This window comes from Sphingobium phenoxybenzoativorans (genome assembly GCF_018286635.1).
Taxonomy (GTDB): domain Bacteria; phylum Pseudomonadota; class Alphaproteobacteria; order Sphingomonadales; family Sphingomonadaceae; genus Sphingobium; species Sphingobium phenoxybenzoativorans.
The window spans coordinates 1,540,130-1,559,950 of sequence record NZ_CP073910.1 but is presented as its reverse complement, the minus strand read 5'-3'; the positions used below and the strand labels follow the sequence as shown (position 1 = coordinate 1,559,950).

The 19,821-nt window shown below is 63.3% G+C and carries 26 protein-coding genes; 20 read left to right on the top strand and 6 right to left on the bottom strand.

The features are described from left to right. The first annotated feature begins 33 nt into the window (after positions 1-33). On the top strand, positions 34-213 hold the full coding sequence (locus KFK14_RS07525) for a DUF5818 domain-containing protein (RefSeq protein ID WP_274378208.1): 180 nt from the start codon (positions 34-36) through the stop codon (positions 211-213). 101 nt (positions 214-314) lie between these two features. Here KFK14_RS07525 and KFK14_RS07520 read toward each other — a convergent pair whose 3' ends face one another. Beyond that, the gene (locus tag KFK14_RS07520; RefSeq protein ID WP_246524958.1) at positions 315-650 is read right to left on the bottom strand and encodes a helix-turn-helix domain-containing protein; all 336 of its coding nucleotides are present in this window, start codon (positions 648-650) and stop codon (positions 315-317) included. A 356-nt stretch (positions 651-1,006) separates the two neighbouring features. Between KFK14_RS07520 and KFK14_RS07515 the strand changes: the two genes are divergently transcribed. Together KFK14_RS07515 and KFK14_RS07510 are read left to right on the top strand one after the other, a co-directional pair. Beyond that, complete coding sequence (locus tag KFK14_RS07515; protein ID WP_212610444.1) at positions 1,007-1,795, top strand: type IV toxin-antitoxin system AbiEi family antitoxin; 789 nt, start codon at positions 1,007-1,009, stop codon at positions 1,793-1,795. 5 nt (positions 1,796-1,800) lie between these two features. Further along, a complete protein-coding gene (locus KFK14_RS07510; protein ID WP_212610443.1) occupies positions 1,801-2,718 on the top strand; it encodes a nucleotidyl transferase AbiEii/AbiGii toxin family protein in 918 nt (305 codons plus the stop codon). Positions 2,719-2,752: 34 nt separating this feature from the next. On the opposite strand, the gene KFK14_RS24200 is transcribed toward KFK14_RS07510, so the two are convergent. The 3 genes from KFK14_RS24200 to KFK14_RS07500 form a co-directional block, all read right to left on the bottom strand. Next, positions 2,753-2,884, bottom strand: coding sequence for a hypothetical protein (locus KFK14_RS24200; protein WP_281417179.1), 132 nt, complete (start codon positions 2,882-2,884; stop codon positions 2,753-2,755). Between the two features lie 6 nt (positions 2,885-2,890). Next, the gene (locus KFK14_RS07505) at positions 2,891-4,165 is read right to left on the bottom strand and encodes a tyrosine-type recombinase/integrase (RefSeq protein ID WP_212610442.1); all 1,275 of its coding nucleotides are present in this window, start codon (positions 4,163-4,165) and stop codon (positions 2,891-2,893) included. A gap of 507 nt (positions 4,166-4,672) precedes the next feature. Further along, entirely contained in the window at positions 4,673-4,888 is a 216-nt protein-coding gene (locus tag KFK14_RS07500) for a helix-turn-helix transcriptional regulator (RefSeq protein ID WP_212610441.1), read from the bottom strand. 394 nt (positions 4,889-5,282) lie between these two features. Between KFK14_RS07500 and KFK14_RS07495 the strand changes: the two genes are divergently transcribed. From KFK14_RS07495 to KFK14_RS07485, 3 genes are all read left to right on the top strand, one after another. Beyond that, positions 5,283-5,714, top strand: coding sequence for a PHP domain-containing protein (locus tag KFK14_RS07495; RefSeq protein WP_212610440.1), 432 nt, complete (start codon positions 5,283-5,285; stop codon positions 5,712-5,714). A 197-nt stretch (positions 5,715-5,911) separates the two neighbouring features. After that, positions 5,912-6,274 carry a nucleoside/nucleotide kinase family protein gene (locus tag KFK14_RS07490; protein ID WP_212610439.1) on the top strand — a complete coding sequence of 121 codons (363 nt, stop codon included), beginning with the start codon at positions 5,912-5,914 and terminating at the stop codon, positions 6,272-6,274. After that, positions 6,271-6,798: an RES family NAD+ phosphorylase gene (locus KFK14_RS07485; RefSeq protein WP_212610438.1), complete on the top strand. Its 528-nt coding sequence runs from the start codon at positions 6,271-6,273 to the stop codon at positions 6,796-6,798. The genes KFK14_RS07490 and KFK14_RS07485 overlap by 4 nt, the downstream gene beginning before the upstream one ends. Positions 6,799-6,927: 129 nt before the next feature. On the opposite strand, the gene KFK14_RS07480 is transcribed toward KFK14_RS07485, so the two are convergent. Together KFK14_RS07480 and KFK14_RS07475 are read right to left on the bottom strand one after the other, a co-directional pair. Further along, positions 6,928-7,401 (bottom strand): helix-turn-helix domain-containing protein, encoded by a 474-nt coding sequence (locus KFK14_RS07480; protein ID WP_212610437.1) that lies wholly within the window; start codon positions 7,399-7,401, stop codon positions 6,928-6,930. 619 nt (positions 7,402-8,020) lie between these two features. After that, on the bottom strand, positions 8,021-8,437 hold the full coding sequence (locus KFK14_RS07475) for a helix-turn-helix domain-containing protein (RefSeq protein WP_212610436.1): 417 nt from the start codon (positions 8,435-8,437) through the stop codon (positions 8,021-8,023). Positions 8,438-8,885: 448 nt separating this feature from the next. Between KFK14_RS07475 and KFK14_RS07470 the strand changes: the two genes are divergently transcribed. From KFK14_RS07470 to KFK14_RS07405, 14 genes are all read left to right on the top strand, one after another. After that, on the top strand, positions 8,886-9,191 hold the full coding sequence (locus KFK14_RS07470) for a hypothetical protein (RefSeq protein ID WP_212610435.1): 306 nt from the start codon (positions 8,886-8,888) through the stop codon (positions 9,189-9,191). Continuing rightward, on the top strand, positions 9,178-9,948 hold the full coding sequence (locus tag KFK14_RS07465) for a DsbC family protein (protein WP_212610434.1): 771 nt from the start codon (positions 9,178-9,180) through the stop codon (positions 9,946-9,948). Before KFK14_RS07470 ends, KFK14_RS07465 begins: the two co-directional genes overlap by 14 nt. A 168-nt stretch (positions 9,949-10,116) precedes the next feature. Further along, positions 10,117-10,434: a hypothetical protein gene (locus KFK14_RS07460; RefSeq protein ID WP_086485627.1), complete on the top strand. Its 318-nt coding sequence runs from the start codon at positions 10,117-10,119 to the stop codon at positions 10,432-10,434. A 133-nt stretch (positions 10,435-10,567) separates the two neighbouring features. Beyond that, positions 10,568-10,834: a type IV conjugative transfer system protein TraL gene (locus KFK14_RS07455; protein ID WP_212610433.1), complete on the top strand. Its 267-nt coding sequence runs from the start codon at positions 10,568-10,570 to the stop codon at positions 10,832-10,834. Between the two features lie 9 nt (positions 10,835-10,843). Further along, positions 10,844-11,482: a TraE/TraK family type IV conjugative transfer system protein gene (locus tag KFK14_RS07450; RefSeq protein ID WP_212610432.1), complete on the top strand. Its 639-nt coding sequence runs from the start codon at positions 10,844-10,846 to the stop codon at positions 11,480-11,482. Continuing rightward, on the top strand, positions 11,466-12,224 hold the full coding sequence (locus KFK14_RS07445) for a type-F conjugative transfer system secretin TraK (RefSeq protein WP_212610431.1): 759 nt from the start codon (positions 11,466-11,468) through the stop codon (positions 12,222-12,224). The genes KFK14_RS07450 and KFK14_RS07445 overlap by 17 nt, the downstream gene beginning before the upstream one ends. Then, positions 12,221-13,549, top strand: coding sequence for a TraB/VirB10 family protein (locus KFK14_RS07440; RefSeq protein WP_246524957.1), 1,329 nt, complete (start codon positions 12,221-12,223; stop codon positions 13,547-13,549). The genes KFK14_RS07445 and KFK14_RS07440 overlap by 4 nt, the downstream gene beginning before the upstream one ends. 35 nt (positions 13,550-13,584) lie before the next feature. Continuing rightward, the gene (locus tag KFK14_RS07435) at positions 13,585-14,172 is read left to right on the top strand and encodes a TraV family lipoprotein (RefSeq protein WP_212610430.1); all 588 of its coding nucleotides are present in this window, start codon (positions 13,585-13,587) and stop codon (positions 14,170-14,172) included. Beyond that, complete coding sequence (locus tag KFK14_RS07430; protein WP_212610429.1) at positions 14,169-16,667, top strand: TraC family protein; 2,499 nt, start codon at positions 14,169-14,171, stop codon at positions 16,665-16,667. The genes KFK14_RS07435 and KFK14_RS07430 overlap by 4 nt, the downstream gene beginning before the upstream one ends. Beyond that, positions 16,651-16,974: a hypothetical protein gene (locus KFK14_RS07425; protein ID WP_306304822.1), complete on the top strand. Its 324-nt coding sequence runs from the start codon at positions 16,651-16,653 to the stop codon at positions 16,972-16,974. Before KFK14_RS07430 ends, KFK14_RS07425 begins: the two co-directional genes overlap by 17 nt. After that, positions 16,971-17,798: a hypothetical protein gene (locus tag KFK14_RS07420; RefSeq protein WP_066516501.1), complete on the top strand. Its 828-nt coding sequence runs from the start codon at positions 16,971-16,973 to the stop codon at positions 17,796-17,798. Before KFK14_RS07425 ends, KFK14_RS07420 begins: the two co-directional genes overlap by 4 nt. Further along, complete coding sequence (locus KFK14_RS07415) at positions 17,795-18,031, top strand: hypothetical protein (protein ID WP_066516585.1); 237 nt, start codon at positions 17,795-17,797, stop codon at positions 18,029-18,031. The genes KFK14_RS07420 and KFK14_RS07415 overlap by 4 nt, the downstream gene beginning before the upstream one ends. After that, complete coding sequence (locus KFK14_RS07410; protein WP_066516500.1) at positions 18,021-18,686, top strand: conjugal transfer protein TraW; 666 nt, start codon at positions 18,021-18,023, stop codon at positions 18,684-18,686. The genes KFK14_RS07415 and KFK14_RS07410 overlap by 11 nt, the downstream gene beginning before the upstream one ends. A 14-nt stretch (positions 18,687-18,700) precedes the next feature. Beyond that, positions 18,701-19,699, top strand: coding sequence for a TraU family protein (locus KFK14_RS07405; protein WP_407695337.1), 999 nt, complete (start codon positions 18,701-18,703; stop codon positions 19,697-19,699). The last annotated feature ends 122 nt before the right edge of the window (positions 19,700-19,821 follow it).

Below are 19,821 nucleotides of genomic sequence, written 5' to 3'. Positions count from 1 at the left end.
GTGGTGAGTTCCGGTCGAATACGCGTGTCAGGAATGCTGAGCCGCGGCAGGCGTGGGATGATCCTGACCACGAAAACAGACGAGGTCTGGATTGTCGAAAGCGAGGAAGTTGCCGACGATCTTATCGGCTCGAAGGTGATCGTCGAAGGCGTCGTTGCAGGGATGGATCGCCTACGCGCCGACTGGATTGGCGCGGACAGTCATCCTTCCTGATTCTCCTGCGGCGGATATCTCGCCACGAGTTGGAGAACTTCCCTACCCCATAGCGCATCCGAACGACCTGCATTCGCTGGCGGTCCTGCAATAGGCATGAGTCAGCTAGCAATCGGGGCCTCCGCCGTTCCGGGCGCGCGCGGCGTCACCGAAACCTCCACCCGGACATCCCAGTCCAGCCGGTCGAGAATCCGCAGCAGCCGGTCGACGGTGAAGCGGTCGAGCTTGACCTGGCGAATGCGCGAGAAATCCGCCGCCGCCACGCCGGTCCGCGCCCCGGCATCGCGCACACTCAACCCTTCGGCATCGAGCGCCTTGATGATTTCAGCGGCAAGCGTGGCGCGCAGCTGGCGCAGGCCCGCATCGGGCGCGCCGAAATCGGCGAAGACATTGCCCGAGCCGCGCACCAGGTCGCATGAATTGTCTGGGCCAGCCATCGCGGCAATCTGTAGTCAAATATGACAACAGATCAAGCCGGACCATGTCACGCTACCGCCGCGAGCGGAACCTTGCGGTCGACACTTCGACCGCCTTCAGCTTGTGTCCGGGCGCGAGGTGGGCATAGCGCAGCATCATCGCATATACTCCGAAGCCGAAAACAGAGGAGGCCGGAGGGCGCTGACGCGCGCCCCGCCCCTGCCCGTTTGCGGCGAATATCAGCCCTATTCACCGCATAATGTGCGGTTAATAGGGCTGATAGGTTTATGGATTGCATGAAACGCCAAGTACGGCTTTGCAAAAACTGGAATTTATAAACTCGACATCGGTTTACGAATCAGGCAAAATGCTAAGTATGGCTATGCGTTCTGACCATAAGTTAAACCGCCTCCAGCAGGAACTCCCCGAGGGACTCCTTGCCGATGCGGCATGGATGGAAGCCCACGGTTATTCATCATCTCTGCGCAGCCAGTACGTTCGCGCCGGTTGGCTCACTAGTCCGGCGCGGCGCGTCTATCGCCGTGCGCGCACCCCGCTGACATGGCAGCAGACCGTTGTCTCGCTCCAGACCGTGCTCGACCTGCCCCTGACCGTTGGCGGGCGCACCGCGCTCGAACAGCAGGGCTACGCCCATTACCTGTCGGCTTCGGTGCGTGAGGTTCACCTCTACGGGCCGAAGCGCCCGCCGACCTGGCTTGCCTGCTTGCCGCTCGATGTTGCTTTCCGCTGGCACAACAGTCTGCGACTGTTTCCCGGCGATGCCGATGCGCCGCCCGAGCCAAGCCCTGTCATGGCCGGCGCCGCTGGCCAGACCTTGCCTCTGCGCTATTCCAGCAAGGAGCGCGCCGTTCTCGAATTGCTCGACGAACTCCCCGGGCACGAGAGTTTCCATCAGGTCGATGCCCTGATGGAAGGCATGAGCGACTTGAGTCCGCGCCGCCTGCAAACGCTTCTTGAATCCTGCGCCAGCGTCAAGGTGAAGCGGCTCTTCCTGTTCTTTGCCGACCGCCACCGCCATGCGTGGCGCTCGCGTCTCGATACCTCGCGCGTCGATCTCGGCGCGGGCAAGCGCGTCCTTGTCAAAGACGGCAGGCTGGACTCGCGCTACCAGATCACCGTTCCCGCCGATCTCGAGGCGCATTGATCGCCATGGCATTTCTCGACACCTACCGGCAACAGGTCGCCCTTCTCATCCGCGTTCTCCCGTTCGTTGCTGAGGAAAGAGTCTTTGCCCTCAAGGGCGGCACGGCGATCAACCTGTTCGTGCGCGACCTGCCGCGCCTCTCGGTCGACATCGACCTCACCTATCTGCCGGTCGAGGATCGCGCCGCCTCGCTCGCCGCGATCGACGCCGCCATGCTGCGCATCGCGAAGCGGATCGAGAAGGGCATACGCGGTGCGCGGGTCCATGCCTCGCGCTCGGCCGGCGAGAACATCGTCACCAAGCTGATCGTCCGTGCGGACGAGGTGCAAATCAAGATCGAGGAGACCCCCGTACTGCGCGGCACCGTTTATGATCCCGTCGTCACCGGCGTGACGCCCGCCGTCGAAGATGCCTTCGGCTTCGCCGAGATTCAGGTCGTGTCCTTCGCCGACCTCTACGCGGGCAAGATCGTGGCGGCGCTCGACCGCCAGCATCCCCGCGATCTTTTCGATGTGCGCGAGCTCCTGGCCAACGAAGGTGTCACGGACGCGCTGCGCCGCGCTTTCCTTGTCTACCTCGCCAGCCACAACCGCCCGATGGCGGAAATCCTCGCCCCGGCGCGCAAGCCGTTGCACGACGAGTTCGCGCGTGGCTTTGCCGGAATGACGCAGGAGCCGGTCAAGCTTGCCGAGCTTGAAGCCGCGCGCGACGCGATCATCACCGCGATGGTCGCCAACATGCCTGACGGACACCGGCGCTTTCTAATCGACTTCAAACGGGGAGAGCCGGACTGGGAGCTGCTTGGCATCGCCGAAGTGCAGAACCTGCCCGCCGTCCTGTGGAAACAGCGCAACCTCGACAGCCTCTCCGCCGGCAGGCGGCGCGAACTGGCCGAGGCGCTGGAAAAGGTGCTGTTTCCGTAAGTAACACGTTTGCCGGAAGGACGCGAAACAGGCGTCAGGCGACCGCAACCGTCAGGACCGCCTCGGCGGTATCCTCGACCTCTTCCACATCCTCGCCTTCTTCGGACACATTGCCGCCAGAGGCGGCCTTGCGCATCGCCTGGCTGGGCGCAGACTGGATCGGCATGGCAAATCAGCCATCCTGATCCTGTTGCGGAGGGTATCTGGCGACGATCTGAAAAACCTCCCTGCCCCATAGCGCAAGCGCCTCGCGCTTTTCGTTGGTGTACTGGTGCCGATGGTAGACTCCCGCCACACCAGCCATAGCCGATCCAGACTGGTGGTTGAGGACGGCTTCAGAAACCACCAGAGGGATCCCGAGACGCTGAAGGCCAGTTGCCACCGTCCGGCGAATATCGTGCATGGTGAAATGACCGGCCTCATAGCCGAGCTTCTCGTCCACGCTTGCCCTAACCCGCTTCCAGGCCTTTGACAGTCCGCTAACACTGTTCGTGTTGGTGACCTTGGATGCCAACAGAATTTGGGATTGCTTGTGAGCGTCGTCAGGTGCGATCCCCGCGGCCGCGAAGATGTCGGTGACGACTGCGAGGGCCTGCGCGGATAGCGGCACCACATTCGCCTTGCCGTTTTTCGCTCTGTCTCCCGGGACGGTCCAAACCTTCGCCTTGAAATCGAACTCGTCGCAAGTGGCGTCGAGCACCTCTCCCCGGCGCTGGGCTGTGAGAACAAGCATTTGCACAAGATGACCAAACGGATAGCCATCCTCGACAGCGGCTTGCCACAGGGCCGCGAGCTCTCGATCGCTGAGTACGCGGTCGCGAGGCTCACTTCGCTTCGGACGCCATGCATCCCGGCAAGGATTGGCTGGCAAATGCTCGAGTCTGGTGAGTGCCCAAGTGTAGAAAGTCGAAAGATGGCGATACACGATGCGCGCCATCGTCAGGGTTTCCTTGCCCCGCTCGAATGCGATCTTCTCGACAAAGCGGCTCACGTCGCTTCGAGTGATGGAATCCGCGAGACGGTCACCCAGCTCGGGTTCGATGTACTTCCGGAAAACCCGGTCGAACTCCTTCGCGCTCCGCTTTTTGCCCTCGATCTGCTGAGACAGATAAATCTCGTAGAGCTCAGCGACCGTCCCGACGCCCTTCGATCCCTTCCTCTTCGCGCCTGGCTTTCTGGCGATGTTCTTGCCCTGCTCAACATCGACCAGGAGATCCCGCGCCTTACGCCGAGCATTGGCAAGGGTGAAGCTCGGGCCATGTCGCCCGATCGTGACGTTCAACCATTTGCCTTGAACGCGCTTACGCAGAATATAGGTCTTGATGCCGCTCGCACCCATTCGAAGCCGGAGCCCGGTCACGATGCGGTCAGCAAGCTCAATTTGTCCGGTGGCAGGAGCCTTCAAGCCTGCAATCCGAGCGTCCGTTAAACCAACTTTGTTCGCCATATGCACCTGCTACCTTAGGTAGCTTTTTGTACTGGATACTGGCGAACATATCAAGAACAATACGGACTATAAATCGCAGATTTCCGCCATTTTTGGACCCATGCGGACGCGCCAGGACCCTCTGATTGCAGCTCTTAATCAGCGGGTCCTAGGTTCGAGCCCTAGTGCGTCCACCACCACTTTATCAATAATTTTAGGTACTTATAATAGCAATCTAAGATCGATTTTCGATCAAGATTCCGCTTGTGTGCAGCAAACTGTGCAGCAGATTTGACGTGATGCGAGGCTCCCAGAGGTTCGAGAATGTTCCTGCGAGTGACGCGTTGTTCGCGTGCACCGACCAAAAAATCTGCCATGCAAGACCCGACTTGAGGCATCCAGCCCCGGCTTGGGAACGAGCCTTATGCTCCTCACGGAAAGCCGATTCGCAAGCGACGTCCGGGGTGAAGGCTTTGCCTGCAACCGTTCGGAACTAGCGGACGCTCGGTCTGCTATCGTTAAAATTGGCTATGAGTTTCCCGGCCGCGATGCCAAAGCCTCATCCCGGGCGGCCTTTCGCTGAGCCAACCAGTCATCGATTTCGGAAGCTATCCAACGGTTCGTGCCTACGCCCAGTTTGATCGGTGCGGGAAAGCGCCCCTGCTTGATCAAGCGTGCCACATGCTGGCGGGTGAAAGGAATGTCCTTCGCCTTCAGATCGGAGAATGCCAGCAGGTTAGGCATCGCAACGTTCGATCGCGCCGCCTGCCGACTGCAGTGCTGTGGTTGAGGGAGTGGCGCCTTCAGTTGTCTGTCCGCCGCTTCCGCTTCCTTCCCTCTCCCTTCCCTTCCGGCCGATTTGGAACGATTGAATCGCTATCGGGCCATTACGCGAACGCGTTCGCCGAAGCTGATCGTATGAGTCCGCATGGGAATAGCGCATGGATTGCTACCCTGTGGGCAACGCAGGCAGGCCATGACGCGCAGGCAATCTAGCATTTCCGGATCGGTGTCCAAAGGATCAAGATCGCACTTTAAGGCGGGGAGATGCCGCATCCTGCTTTTTTGCCTATGCGCGGCTGTGCCCGCTGCTGTCGGTCGGCAAGGCGCGCGCCGGTAAGGCGAAGTGCGAGCTGCATTGGATGACCTGGCCGATTGGGGCGAAGGGCTGATCGCCATGCTGGCGCCCGACGACGCCGGTGACCTGGGCGCGCTGCGCCTGCGGCAGCTCGCTGGCCTGTTCCCGGGCCGCTGCTATATCGCGTTGACCCTGCGGCGGCCGCCGCGCGCTTTCCTGCGGCTGCACGATCTGATCAACACGGCGGCGCAGGTCGGCGTCCCGACCGTCGCCCTCAATGACGTGCTGTTCCACCATCCCGACCGCCGGATGCTTCAGGATGTCATGACCTGCATCCGCGAGGGCGGTCTAGCGCGAGGGCGACGTGATCCATTTGATTTGCGCGCGCCTGTTCGACCTTACGCCGATGCTTTCCAGCCTGGGCGAGCGCGACGGCGCGTTCCCGAAGCCCGGTGGACGTGGCGATGGCGCCCGGTTCGGCGCGACGGATGATCCGTGGGACCGCCGGCCGCGCATGGCCGGTGTGCGCGGACCGGATTGGCATGAAGGCGCGCTCAAGCTGAGATCGCGAAATTTCCATTAGGGCGATGGCTGGCCGAGCGACGCAATAAGCATTCTTGAAATGTGCGTGAACTATGCGTATAAAGTGCGAGCAGTTTGAACCACGATAGGATGGAATGATGGGTTCAATGGGTTTTACCGACGTGCTGGCATCATCGCGTGAGCCTGGAACGTCGCGTCTGTCGGCCGTCAACATCGCCAAGGTGCTGGGGCTGCAATTCCAAGACATGGCAGAGCTCACGGGCGTGCATCGAAACACCTTACGCACCCACCCTGAATCGCCCCGGCTTCAGTCCGCGCTGCGCGATCTGTTGCGCCTGCTCTCGGCGGCCGTGGCGGTGCAGCCGGATACCGAGCGTGCCTTCTTCATGGTCAAGAATGAGCCCATTCCCGCCTTCCGTCATAAGACGCTCCTGCAATTGGCGCAGGAAGGTCGCACCGAGGATGCCATAGACTATCTGGAATCGATCAGCGCCGGCTTTGCCGGATGATTCTGTGGGACTTGCCGCAGGGCACCACATTGTATCGCGCGCATACGCCGCAATGGGCGAGCAGGCCGCTGAGCGGAGCCGGCGCCGCGGCAAAGGGCGGGCGGTTCAACAGGGCAGGCGTGGAAGCTCTCTATCTCTCCCTCGACGAAGTGACGGCGCTGCGTGAGTATCAGCAGACATCGCCGTTTCTGCCGCCCTGCACGATGACCTCATATAGCGCGACCCTCTCGCGCCTCGTCGATCTGAGGCAACTGGGCCAAGGTAAGCCTTGGGACGATCTCTGGCATGATTGGCGCGAGGACTGGCGCCATCTGAAGTTCGATCTGCACATCGAGCCGCCAAGCTGGGTTCTGGGCGATCTGGTGCTCGAAGCGGGCCTTCCCGGAATCGTCTTTCCAAGCCTGACGCAGGAAAACGGCGTCAATGTCGTTCTCTATGTAGCGGCGCTGCCTGACAGCAACTGCATCGAGGTCAACGACCCGGATGGACGGCTGCCAAGGGATCAATCCAGCTGGAGCAACTGACGCTCGCTTGTATCGCTTCACGGCTGACCGATCTCATCGCCCTGCCGCCATTTGGTGACAGGTCCCGCTTCAGCGCGGTGATGCGATCTCGCGGCCGCAATCATAAACTCACGATGAATCCCCATGGTCCTAAAGTCGGTTGCGGATGGTTTGCGCCATCGTACTCATGCTTGTTCCGAAATCCTTTGCCAGTTGGCGCACGCTCGCTCCGGCGCGCCTGCGCTTTATGATCTCGTCTGCATGGGGATGCCTCGTGATGTAGCGCTTAGATCCCGCGTTCTGGCGCCTGTTGTTCTCCCACTCATGGAGAACGACGATCACATCGGGCCGGCTATATCCTCGCTCGCGATAAGAGCCCAGGTTCGATTCCGCGGGCCAGGGCACGGATCCCGCTTTCAACAAACCGAATTCCTTCTGGTTCGGCAACAGGAACAGGTTCGCGGGTGCATGATTGTCGTTGTTGCCATCCAGGCAAATCACGACCTCGTTCCGTTTGAGCCTTCGACCGATCGTGCGTTCAGCGACAAGCCGATGCTCACCATCATATTTCGCGGCATAGCCCTTGCGGTCGATCCTGCGAAACGTCCGCCCGTTCTGCTTCACGACGCCGCCTTGCCAACCCGGCGACCGATCGCGGACATAATAGGCCGTCGAACATGCGCGTGAACACAACATCTCGTCGCAGCGCGCACGCGACACAGTGAACGGCTCGCCGCAATTGAGGCATGTCTTGGTGACGCGTCGCGATCTGCGATGCCCATACAGGCAGGCAGTAGAGCAGAACCGCAGTGCTGCATCTTTAGCGGGAGCGTCAAACGGCTTTCCACAGTTGGCGCAGGATACACGCCTTGCCTGTGACCACCCGTGTTGGGCCCGGACGCATTCACGCGAACAATATTTCGCAGCGTGGCTTCCACTCGCATTTTGCCCGGCAGGGATTTCGAATGTCTTACCACAATGAGGGCAGGACTTTTCCCTGAGAGATGTTGGCAAACGCCGGGCCAGCCCCGCGCATTTTCGGGAGCAGAATTTCTGGTTTATCCTTTGCGCTGTGTACTGCTTTTCGCAGACCTGACAGGTCTGGCCTGGAATAGACGGCATCCAGTGACCACCTGGTGAATAATGCGGACGGCTCATGAGCTTTCCATTTCTTCCTGCCTGCGTTGGCGGGACGATGGATTGCCAGGATGCGGCGCGTCGCACTTTGGGCCGCCTGCGGGTTTCATATCTGGCCGCTCTCATCGCCGCGCCGCCATTCGGGTGAGAGATCCTGCTTGAGCGCGGTGAGCACCGAGTCCGATATCATCTCGATGCATTTGCGCTCGATGGCGGGCAGATCGCCGTAGATCAGCTGTCGCGGGAACCGCATGCGTTGCCCCGCAAAGAGGATCGGGAAGGTGATATGTCCCGTCGGCATGCCGAGGCTGAGCGCGGCCTTCAGATGATCCTCCAGCTTCGTGCCCGGCGCTCCGGCCTCGATCTCGCGCATCCAGCGCGGACTGCCGCCCATGTTGGTGGCAAGCTCCAATTGCGTGATGCCCCGCAGGTTCCGCTCGTGCCTGATCCGCTCGCCGGAGATCAGCTTGATCTCCCTGAAGATCGACGTGTCGGCGGCGGCAAATTTATCGTCGGGCTCCATGCTCTCGTCCTCCGCGGCAACGCCTCCTGGCGCGATGGATCACCCGAAAGATCTAAGTGGCCGCGATAGTCGTGAGCAATAATAGATTCCGTTGATTTTAGAGGAAGGCATCTGCCGAATAGGAACGAATATGTGAGTATGAGTGCCGATTACCGAACAATCGGCACCTCATTGCCTGAGTCATCCGAATTGGACTGATTGGGAACTCTCTTGCCGATAGCGCAACCGACCGGCGCGAGTGCTCCCGGACAGGCCGGATTAGAACTAATTTCGCGCAATTCCGGCTAATTTCGTTGGTGGCGGCAGGCCGCTGCCGGGGCCTGTTGCAATCCTCTTCGATTCCAATCAGTCAGGCTTCGTTCCGAACAACGCAGGTCGAATCGGACCTGATACTTCGGATCGTTAAGTAATCTTAACCAAGGGCGCGAGGCGCCGATTGGAGTCGTGCATGAAGCCGATTACCAAAGCGATGACGGCTGCCCTGAGCGCCCTGATCGCCACGACGACGGCATGCGCCGCGCCCGGCGAGCGTCCCCAGCGGGGAAGCAACGCGCCGAACCTGCAGCGGCCACGCGCCATCGCTGCAACAGCGGACGGCTTCGTCATCCGCGCTGTGGTCTCCGACATGATGGACGCCACCCCCGCCCCAGTCACTCGCCGCCACGTCCCGGTGGGATCGGGCACGCACCTCGATGCGCGCCTGCTTTCCGGTTCTGCCAGCGCCTTTCAGGAGACCTCCCATGCGCATCCGTAAGCTCGGGGCGGCCGCCCTCGCCCTGCCCCTCCTCCTCGCCGTTCAAAGCGCGGCATCGGCACAGCAGGCCGATCCGCTTGTCGCGGCGGCGCGTGAGGCCGAGAGCGAACTGCGGCAGACCTTCACCAATCTCCAGTTCGAGGATTTCGGGCCGGCGCCGGTCAAGGGACCGATCTATCAGGCATCGGCGGGCGGCCGCATCATATACTATGCGCCCGAGAGCGAGCACCTGCTGTTCGCGGAAGTCTACGACCGCAACGGGCATAACCTGACCGCACTGGCGCAGAATACCGCTGCGGCCAAGAAGCTCGCCGCGATCGATACCGGCAAGGCCCTTGCCATCGGCCCTGCGGACGCTCCGGTCGTCATCGAGTTCACCGATCCCGATTGCTCCTATTGCCGCGCGCTCGATCGCTTCTGGGCGGCGAAGGCAGCCGAGGGCAAACCGGTACGGCGGCTGATCTTCTTTGTCTCCGGCATTCACCCGGAAGCAGCCGCCAAGGCCGAGCATATCCTGTGCTCGCCCGACAAGGAGGCGGCGTTCAAGGCGATCTATGCCGGCGCTGCGCCGAAACCGTTGCTCAGTTGTGCGGACGGCCAGGCCAGGGTCAAGTCCGATGCCGGGATCGTTCGGAACATCGGCATCACCGGCACGCCCACGCTGATCGCGGACGGCAAGATCATCTCAGGCTTCCGGCAGGCCGAGATCGAGGAATTTCTCGCCGGGAACAAGGCGCTCGCAGATGCCGACCGCTGACGTTTCCCGGCCGCCCACACGGCGAACGCGCGGTGCATCACCGCGCAGGCCCCAATGCCGGCGACGAGACCCGAACAGGGCCGTCCAGCCTCGCCGCCGGCCGACAGCGATCCCCATCGATGCCGGCAAGCAGATCCCGGAGCGGCCCATCTTCGCAGGAGCAAGTGCATGTTGAGGACCATCGGCAGACAGACCGTCTCGCTCGCCAATGTTGGCATCCCTTTGACGGCGCTCGCGCTGCTCGGCGCCGGAGGGGCACACGCCTTCTCCGCGCCGGCCGCGGGCGACCTTGGCTACGACATCTACGATATCGTCGTGAACCAGGGCGTAAAAGGCCCGCTCGGCTTCGTCGGCGGGGTCGCCGCCTTCCTGTTCGGCGTGAGCAGGCTCTTTTCCAACATCATGATCGGCATTCCGACCATCGTCGCGGCGGTCTGCCTGATCAAGGCAGACTCGATCCTCCAGACTTTCGGAATGGTGATCTGACGGCTCGGTCCGCCGCCCAGGCATGGCCGCCGGCGGACCTCAACGGGCCAGCGCGCGCAGGCGCGATGGCGAGACAGCCCACGAAGTTCAACCGGCTTCGCAGGGAGGTCACGACGCAAGGAGGAGAAGGCTCGTGAACGAGCGGCTACCCCAATATCTGCACAAACCGGTCCAGATCCTGTGGTTTGGTTCGGACGAATTCGTGCTGGTGATCACCGTCATCTTCGTCGCCGTAATCCTCGGCGGGATGCTCGGTTGGGGGCTCGTCGCGGGTCTTCTCCTTTTCGTTCCCTGGCTCCGCACCAAGCCGCGCGGCTTCATCCCGCACATGGCCTGGCGCTGGGGGCTGGTCGGCTTCCGCCACTATCCGGGTCCGACGCAGACCCGCTTCTTCGAGTGAGGACAAGCGATGTTCGGACGCAAATCCCCCGATGCGCCTCCACGCGATCCGCTGCTCGGCAAGCCCGCGAGCTTCGGCCTGCACCGCTATCTCCAGGGTTCGAGCAACCTGTTCGAGGAGAACCGGCTGCTGAAGCTCGCCGTGGTCGGCCTGTTCGGGATCACGGCCGTGCTCGGCACGCTCATCTACACCTCGAACCAGAACACCCGCACCGTCGTTGTGCCCTTCGGCGCGGGCGGCGATCTCTATGTGACCGGCAGCGAGCCGTCCGAGGCATACCTCCGCACCATCACGCGCAACGTGGTTTCGCTGTCGGGCACCTATTCGGCCTATTCGGCGGACCGGCAGTTTCAGGAACTGCTCTCGATCGTTCACCCGTCGACCTACAACAGCCTGCGCGACAGCCTCAACCGCCTGCTCGACGAGTTGGCGAACAATCCAACGCTCTCGATCGCGACCTACATTCGCCCCGACCAGCCCGTGACCTGGACCCGGACCGAGATCCTCGTCCCCGTCGAAAAGGTGCGCGTGATCGGCGGCGTGATCCGCAAGTTCCGGGGCAATCTGCGGATTCGCTACGTGATCGACAACGGCCGCTTCTGGCTCACCGCCCTTACCGAGGAGAACTTTGATGCACAGCTCCGCTAGGCGGCTGCTGGCGCTCGGCCTCGTCCTGATGCCGCTGCCGGCCATGGCGCAGACCATCGTCGCGCTGCCCGACCAGACCAGCACCATCCGCCTGTCCAACCGCGACATCAACCATGTCATCTGCGCGGGCGGCGAGATCGAGGACGTCAAGTTCTCCGCCGAGAAGGCGATCGCCGTCGAGCGCGCCGGGTCCGACGCCTGGATCAAGTTCCTCGTGCGCGAGATCGACGACGCCGGCGCGGTGACGCGGACCTATGTGACGGTCCCCTCCGAATTTTTCATCACCTGCAACGGCGCGGTCTATGCGCTCTACGCCGAACCGTCGGACATCCAGGCGCAGACCGTGATGCTCCAGCCCGGCGGCGTCCAGCGCGCGAAGGCCAACGAAGAGCTGCTCGGGCCGCTGGTCGAGGAGGAGCGCGCGGTCTCGATCACGCTTTCGATGCTCCAGGACCGGATACCGGCAAGCTTCACCAGCGTAGCGCCGCGTTCGGGTCCGCTACGCCTGGGACTGCTCCCCGATGCCAGCATCGAGGAGCGCCGCCGCATCGAGGTCGACGGTTCCAGCCTCTCGGCGTCGGAATATCTGGTGTCGGTAGCGAGCGATACGCTGCTCGATGAACGCAGCTTCCTCGACAGCGCGCTCGGCGCCAACATCTTCGCGGTCACGATCGACCGCGGCACTCTCTCGGCGGGCGAGACCGCGCGGCTGATCGTCGTGCGCCGGGGAGCCGGGCAATGAGCCCCGCCGGTCCCAATGATCGCAGCCCAAGCAATCGCGGCGGCCGCGACGATCGCATGCCCCAGGGCCGTGACGGCGAGCTCGACCTCGACGGCTTTCAGGAAGAGCGTGCGCGACCCGAAATTTCCCTGCGCGGCCCCGCACTACTCGACCTCAAGGCGCGGTGGCAGACGCTGAGTGCGCGCCAGCAGCTGCGTCTGAAGCAGCTCGGTGTCGCCGGGGTGATCGGAGCGCTGGGGCTCGGCCTCTACTCGGCGAGCGGCGAAGGCACGAAGGAAGCGGTTGTCCCTCCGAGTTCGCATCTCGACATGGGCGCCGGACTTCGCGGCGATAGCCTCGAGATCAAGCTGCGCGGCGACCTGAAGAAGATCCTCGACGGCCAGACGCTGCTCGGCGAGCGTGTCACTGCGATCGAAGAAGGGAAGATAGTGCCGGGGGCCGGCACGGCGGGCGCGATCGACGGCGACCTGCCGCCGGCGATCCCCGGCGACGTTCCGGCCTTTCCAGAGCCGCCCGCGAACGGCGATATCGATCCGTCGGCTTCCGCGCCTCCGTCGCCTCCGACCGCGCCGCCTGCGCCTCCGGCTCCGCCCGTCGAGAAGACGGTGGGCGCGATCGGCGCGGCGACCACGCCGGTCGGTAGCGGCGGGGATGCGGCATCGGGCGCTAAAAAAAAGACCCGGACGATCTATTTGCCGCCTGGTTTCATGAAAGCGCGGCTGCTGACCGGGATCGACGCGCTGGCGAGCCGGGACGCGACCAACAATCCCGAGCCGCTGATCGCGAGAGTGCAAGCTCCGGCGGTCTTGCCAAATGATGTCAAAGCCAATCTCTCCGGCTGCTTTGTGATCGGCAATGCCACGGGGTCGCTTGCCAAGGAACGGGTCGAAGTCCAGCTGGTCAGCCTCTCCTGCGTCGATTTCGACGAACGCTCGGTAGTCGATCAGCCGATCAAGGGCTTCTTCGTCGACGCGGATGGGAAAAAGGGTCTTTCCGGCAAGGTGGTAACGCGCGCCGGCGCGGCGCTCGCTCGCTCCTTCATTGCAGGAACCATCACCGGCGTTGCGCAGACCTTCGAGAACACGGTCGGAAATGTCTCGACCTCGGCGCTCGGCTCGGTCCGCACGCTCGATGCGGGCGATGCCGCACAGGCCGGGATCGCCGGCGGCCTCTCGCGCTCGTCGGACAAGCTCACCGATTTCTACTTGGATCTCGCCAGGCAAGCCGGCCCCATCGTCGAGGTGGGCGCGGCCAAGGATGTCGTCGTCGTCATCCAGGAAGGCGTGAGCCTCGAAATCAAGCCGACCGCCGGGAGCAAATTCTGATGCGCTTGGCTCAAATCCAAAAGGGAGTTCATGTCATGCGGACACTACCGCCCTCGCGCCTGTCGCGCGCTGCGTCCCTCGTCCTGCCGTTCTCGGCGCTGTTGGCGCTCGGCGGCTGCGCGACGCTCGGCTCGGTCATGTCGCCCTACAGCGAGAAATTCTCCTGCAAGAACGACGATCACGGCCAGTGCATCCATCCCGACAAGGCCTATGCCGACGCGGTGGCGGGCGTGGCGTCGAAGTCCGATCCCGCCGTCACCAGGGACAAGAAGCTGCTGCGCGATAGCAAGCCAGCGCGCGGTTCCGGTAAGGCGGCATCTGGCGCGTTCGAAGGCTATCGCGATAGCGTCTATCGCGAATTGCAGGGGCTGATCGAGCAGCCGGTCACGCCGATGCTCAAGCCACCGCGCACGGTGCGCACGCTGATCCTGCCCTATGCCGACCGGCAGCGCCCCGACCGGCTCTATATGCCGCGCTACGTCCATTCGCTGGTCGAGCGGCCGCAATGGGTAGTCGGCGACTATCTGGTCACCCCGGTGTCGCCGGCGGCCCGCGCGAACGTTCTCGAACAGGTCAAGGACCGTCCCGGCGATGCCCAGAACGAGATGGGACCCCGGCCATGAGCAGCTATCAGGCCGGCATTACGCTGGCACGGCTGCACCGGAGCGTGGAGCGCGACAGCTATTCCGATTTCCTGCCGCTCGCCGCCTGGGTCGAGGAAGAGCAGGCCTTCCTCACCATCGACGATGGCTGGGGCTACGCATGGGAACTGGTTCCCGCCGCCTATTTGTTCGCGCATGTGCATGAGGCGCTGCTCGGGCTGCTCAATGTCAACTTTCCCGAAGGGACGATCCTTCAGCTTCAGAGCTTCGCCGATCCGCTGGTCGAGGGCGCGCTCGACGCGTTCCTCGATTTGAAGATCCGGCCCGATCCGCTAATCCAGGCATCGGCGCGGCGGACCTTCGACTATCTGCAAGGCGGCACGATGGGCCTGAAGGCGCTCCACGGCATCCCCGTCCGCAATTTCCGCACCTTCCTCTCGGTCAAGACCAGGGCGCCGATGGACAGCGATCTGCGGCGCCAGATCGAGGAGCAGCTCTCCAAGCTCGGCATCCGTCCGATGGCGGCGGGCGAGATCGTCAGCTTCTACCGGCGCATCTTCAATGGCGTGCATGCTTCGGCGCCGGGCGTCTTCACCCAGAGCGCCGACGTGCCACTGCGGCGGCAGATCATCGACGCGGGACCGGCGCTCCGCTTCGATGGGCCGGAGGTGTTTCTGGGTAACCAGGTTGCGCGGTGCCTGACGCCCAAGTCGCCGCCCAAGCGGATCACCGCCGAGCGCGCCAATCGCCTGACCGGCGGCATGCGCGGGTCGGCCGAGGACAGCGACCAGATCGGCGGGCCATTCCTGTTCACGCTCAACGTGCTGTTCGATCACTCCCAGTTCGAGATCCATAAGCGTGCTCAAATTTTGAGCGCGCAGAAAGCGGCGGGCAGCTTCGCGGTCGAGGTTGGCAAGCAGATCGAGGAGATCTCGTGGATTTTGGACGAAGTCGGCAACAGCCGCTTCGTTTCGGTCATCCCGACGCTGTGGGTGTTCGGCCGCGACCGTCACCAGGCACGCGAGATGGCGGCCCGCGCCAAGCGGCTGTGGGAATCGGAGCCCTTGCCGTGGATGGTGCAGGAGGAATCCTACCTCAATCCGATCTTGCTGGCCGCGAGCCTGCCATTCGGCCTTTATCCCGAGCGCCGGACGATCCGCATGCTGCAACGCGATTTTCGCGTGCCCGTGCGCGCGGGCGTGCTGATGTCGCCGATCCAGACCGATTTCAGGGGCGGCGGCCGCCCGGCGCTGCTCTATACCGGGCGCAAGGGTCAGCTCATCACGCTCGATCTCTTCGATCCGCGGATCAACAACTATAATTTTATCGTCTCGGCCGAATCGGGCGCGGGCAAGAGCTTCCTGCTCAACAACCTGTGTCAGCAATATTTCGCGCAGAACGCGCTCATCCGCATCATCGACATCGGCGGGAGCTATCGCAAACTCTGCACGTTGTGTTCGGGCCGCTATATCGACCTCGGCGAAGAGCATCTCGTCCTCAATCCCTTCGATCTCGGCTTGGCTCTCGATGGCGACGATCGCGAATCCGCGATCTCCATGGCCGTGTCGATCGTCGCGGAAATGGCGAACGCCGCCACCCGCAAGGCCGTTACGACGTCGGAATGGAACCTGCTGAAGTCCGCCGTCCAATGGGCGATCGACAGCGGCCGCGCCGAAGCCGGGATCGACGCGGTTCGCGAATGGCTCGGCGCCTATCCCGCCAACACCGCATCCGATCTCGACCGGGTGGACCATCTCGTGCCGACCGCGCGCGAACTCGCGTTCAACCTGCGCGATTTCGGGTCGGAGGGGGCTTACGGCCATTATTTTAACGGCCCTTCCACCTTCGACATATCGGCCGACGAATTCGTGGTGCTGGAGCTGGAACGGCTCAAGGCCATGCCCGACCTGTTCAACGTCGTGATCATGGTGGTGGTGAACGCGGTCACCCAGGAACTCTACCTGTCCGCCCGCGACCGCCCGCGCTTCGTGCTCTGCGACGAAGCCGCGCAGTTCATGACGCGCGGCGACGGTCAGGACCTCTCGCGCTTGGCCGAAGCCTTCAGCCAGGGCTATCGTCGTGCCCGCAAATATCGGGGCAGCTTCGGGATCGTGCTCCAGAGCATGAACGACCTGCTGCTGTTCGGCGGCACGGGTCAGGTCATCCTTGAAAATGCCGCTACCCGATTCCTGCTCCAGGGTTCGACTTACGACAAGGCGGTCGAGAACAAGATCCTCGATTACTCGGGCTTCGTTCTCGACCTGCTGAAATCGGTCCGGAACAACAAGCCCAACTATAGCGAGGTGTTCATCGACAGCCCGCTCGGGCTCGGCATTGCCCGGCTCGTCGTCGATCCCTTCTCCTACTGGATCAACACCTCCGCCCCCGAGGACGTTGCCGCGTTCGAGGCGCTGGTGCGCGCAGGCCGCTCGCCGCTCGAAGCGGTCTGCGATCTCGCCGGGGTCAATCCCGCGGAAATCCTCACCCCTCAGGGAGGCTATGATGCTCAAGCGTAAGTCGCATTCCAACCAACTCGCGCTCGAGCTTTCGCCGGGCGACGATCTTGAATCCTATGTCGAGGCGCGCGTCGCCGCGCGGGCCGAGGCCGATGCGCTGCGCTGGCGGTTCCGGCTCGTCGTCATCGAATCGGTGATGATCGCGTCGCTGGTACTCGCGGCCGGCGTGGTTCTCGATCAGCCGATCGGTCTCGTCCTGCGCGGCGCGGGCGTCGTCGGAGCCGGCTGCTTCGTGACCGGGCTCATCCTGATCGGCCTCACCGGCGCTGCGGGTCGCCTGCTCGCCCGCTTCAGGAGGCCGCGATGATCTCCGTGTCACTCAACCGCGACGGCAATGGTCATCTCATCCCGGCCTACACCGAGCGCAGGCCCGGTGAAACGCTCTACGACTTCTTGCTCCGCTCGCGACAAGAGATGGCTCTCCATATCCGAATGCTCGAAGCGACCAGCGACGCGCAGACCGAATTGTTCGAGTCCGAACGCACCCGCTCGCGCCGCACCATGATCTCGCTTGCGTTCGGTGGATCAGGCTTCGCGGCAGCGACCTATCTCATGCTCGCCCACGAGGGGCTTGCAGGCAGCGGGCCTGCGCCGCTCCTCGCCGCGATAATCGGCGGATGCGCGCTGGCTGGCGCCGCGGTGCCTCTCGGCATTGCATCCATACTGGGCCGCGTTCCATCCTGGACATTGGCATCGGAGGATCTTGCACGGCGGCTTCTGCGCCGACCCCGGCGGATCACCCAGCCATGTGCCACCGTCCACACCTTGGTGAGCGCCGGCGAGGCTCAGCCACCAGTCCTTGCATCAGAACCAATGCCGGAGACCGAGATTCTCGCATGTGATCTCGACCGCGATCCCGACATCACGGTGCTCATTGAGGATCTTACCGTCGATCGGCTGGAGACACGCACCTTTCTCTGGGGCCTCGGTCTTCCGGTCTTCCAGGCCGCGATCATCACCATAACGCTCAGCGCCATGCGGGCCCGGTTTGGCGTACCGCTCGGCACCGTGATGACCGATGCACCGCTTGTCCTTGTCGTGTGCCTAGTCGGCTTCTTCTTCCTTCTCGGCTTCTCCGATCTTGCCAACACCGGCCTAGCGCGGCTGACGCTGTGGTGGAGGCGGCGATGAACGGCATCTTCTCCACCTCGCCTTGCCCGCCATCGATCCGCCTGCTGGTCGGCACTCATCTGCTGCTGATCGTGCAGTCGGGGCTGGTGCTGTGGTCGGCCCCGGACCTCGGCGGCAACCAGGCGCTCATCTGGCTGACCCTCGTGCTCGGCCTGTCGGCGTTCATCTGCGCGGTTTGCGGCGAAAGCCGGACGCCGCCTGTTCCATGGAGGGAGCGCCACCGTGGCCGATGAATCCGACCGCACGGGCTGGCCGATCGTCGTCTTCCAGTCCGCCTTGATCGCAGGGCTGATCGCCGGATCTCTGCTGCTTGCGTCCGCCGCTCGCGCCGAGACCTCGACCATCGGGCGCACCTGGCCGATCGCCGAGCCCGATGCGATGGCCGAAATCGAGGCCCGTGCGGCGCAGCATCCCCCGAATATGGCTGAGAAGTTCGGGCCACGCTCTGGCTGGAGCGCGCTCAAGGGCGCGACCCTCGCCACGACGCGCGAGGATCGGGTCCGGCATGTCGTGCCTTTCTACACGCTCGATACCGAGATTCGGCTCCCGGACGGCAAGCTGCTCTATCCAAAGGGCTTCACCTTCAATCCGCTCACCTATGTGTCGCTCCCGCAAAAGCTGGTGGTCGTCCATCCGCGCGATATCGGCTGGGCACTCAAGACCGCTGCGCTGACCGACTGGATCATCGTGACCGGCGGTGGTGATCCAAGCGACGACGCCCTGTCGCTGGGCGAGCGCCATGGCCGTGCGCTGTTCATGCTCGAAGAGCGGGTGAAGGACCGGCTCGGTCTCACCGTCGCGCCGGTGATTATCCGTCAGATCGGCCAGAAACTCGAACTGACCGAAGTGCGGCCCGACCGCGCCCAATCCCGAAAGGCAAATCCATGAGCCGGGTAGCTTCCATGTTGCGGACCGGCGCGGCGGCTATTGCGCTGTCGCTGCTGGCGCCTGCCACTCCTGCGCACGCCTCCAAATGCCCCAGCGATACGGTGTTCAACCCGATCACAAAGGTGCGCTGGAACTGCATCTTTCCGATTACCATCGGCGGCGTGCGCGTCGGCAGCTACGACAAACTCGACAAGGCGCTCGACGCGCAATCGGCGTCGAAGCCGCTCTGTGCCTGCCGCAAGGGCGCGACCTTCTGGTTTGGGGTCAAAGTGTCGTTCTGGACGCCCAATCGCATGATCGATGTGGTGACGGAACCGGGCTGCATGATGGCTTTGGGTGTCGATCTAATGCCAACCGGCGGCAAGCTGCAGGGCAGCCAGTCGTCGATCGCGGACGGCACGAACACGACGAAGCTGTTCGCGCAAATGCACTATTACATCGCGCCGGTCTGGAAGATGCTCGACATGTTCACCGACCTGCCGTGCATCGAGGATGACGGCTTCGACGTCGCGATGATCACCGAGGTGCTGCCGACCTGGCAGTCGGGCACGCTGGGCGCGATCATCCAGCCCGAGGGAATCCTCTTCGGCAATCCCGCCGCTGGTCTTGCCTGCATGGCCGACAGCGCCGCGGCCGCCGCGGGCAAGACCATCGATCCCTTGTTTTGGTGCATGGGCAGCTGGGGCAGCACCTATCCGGTCGCGGGCGACATCCATATGGGCGATAGGGTCGAAGCCTGGGCGGGCCTCGCCGCGCGCGGCACCTTCATGATGGGCCGCCTCGGCGCGCTCACGATCCATTCGGAAGACGGCTGTTCGTTCAAGCCGCAGCCGATCTGGACGAAGAGCCGCTACAAATTCCAGATCATGGAGCCCGTCAAAGGCGGGAAATGCGTCAACATCGGACGTCCCGGCGCACTGTGGACATCTGGCAAGCACGCACCAGGCAAAGACAACGCCCAATTCATGCTCTTCGAAAAAGCGATCTGCTGCGCCGGGATTTCGACGCCATGACCAGGTCGCTTCCCCCAACCCGCGCTCCCGGCACGGGCGGTTGTCCCGCTCGTCACGGAACGCTCCCCACCGTGGGCGGGTGCGCGGAAGGAGCGGCGGCGGTGCCCCCTGCCACCGTCGCT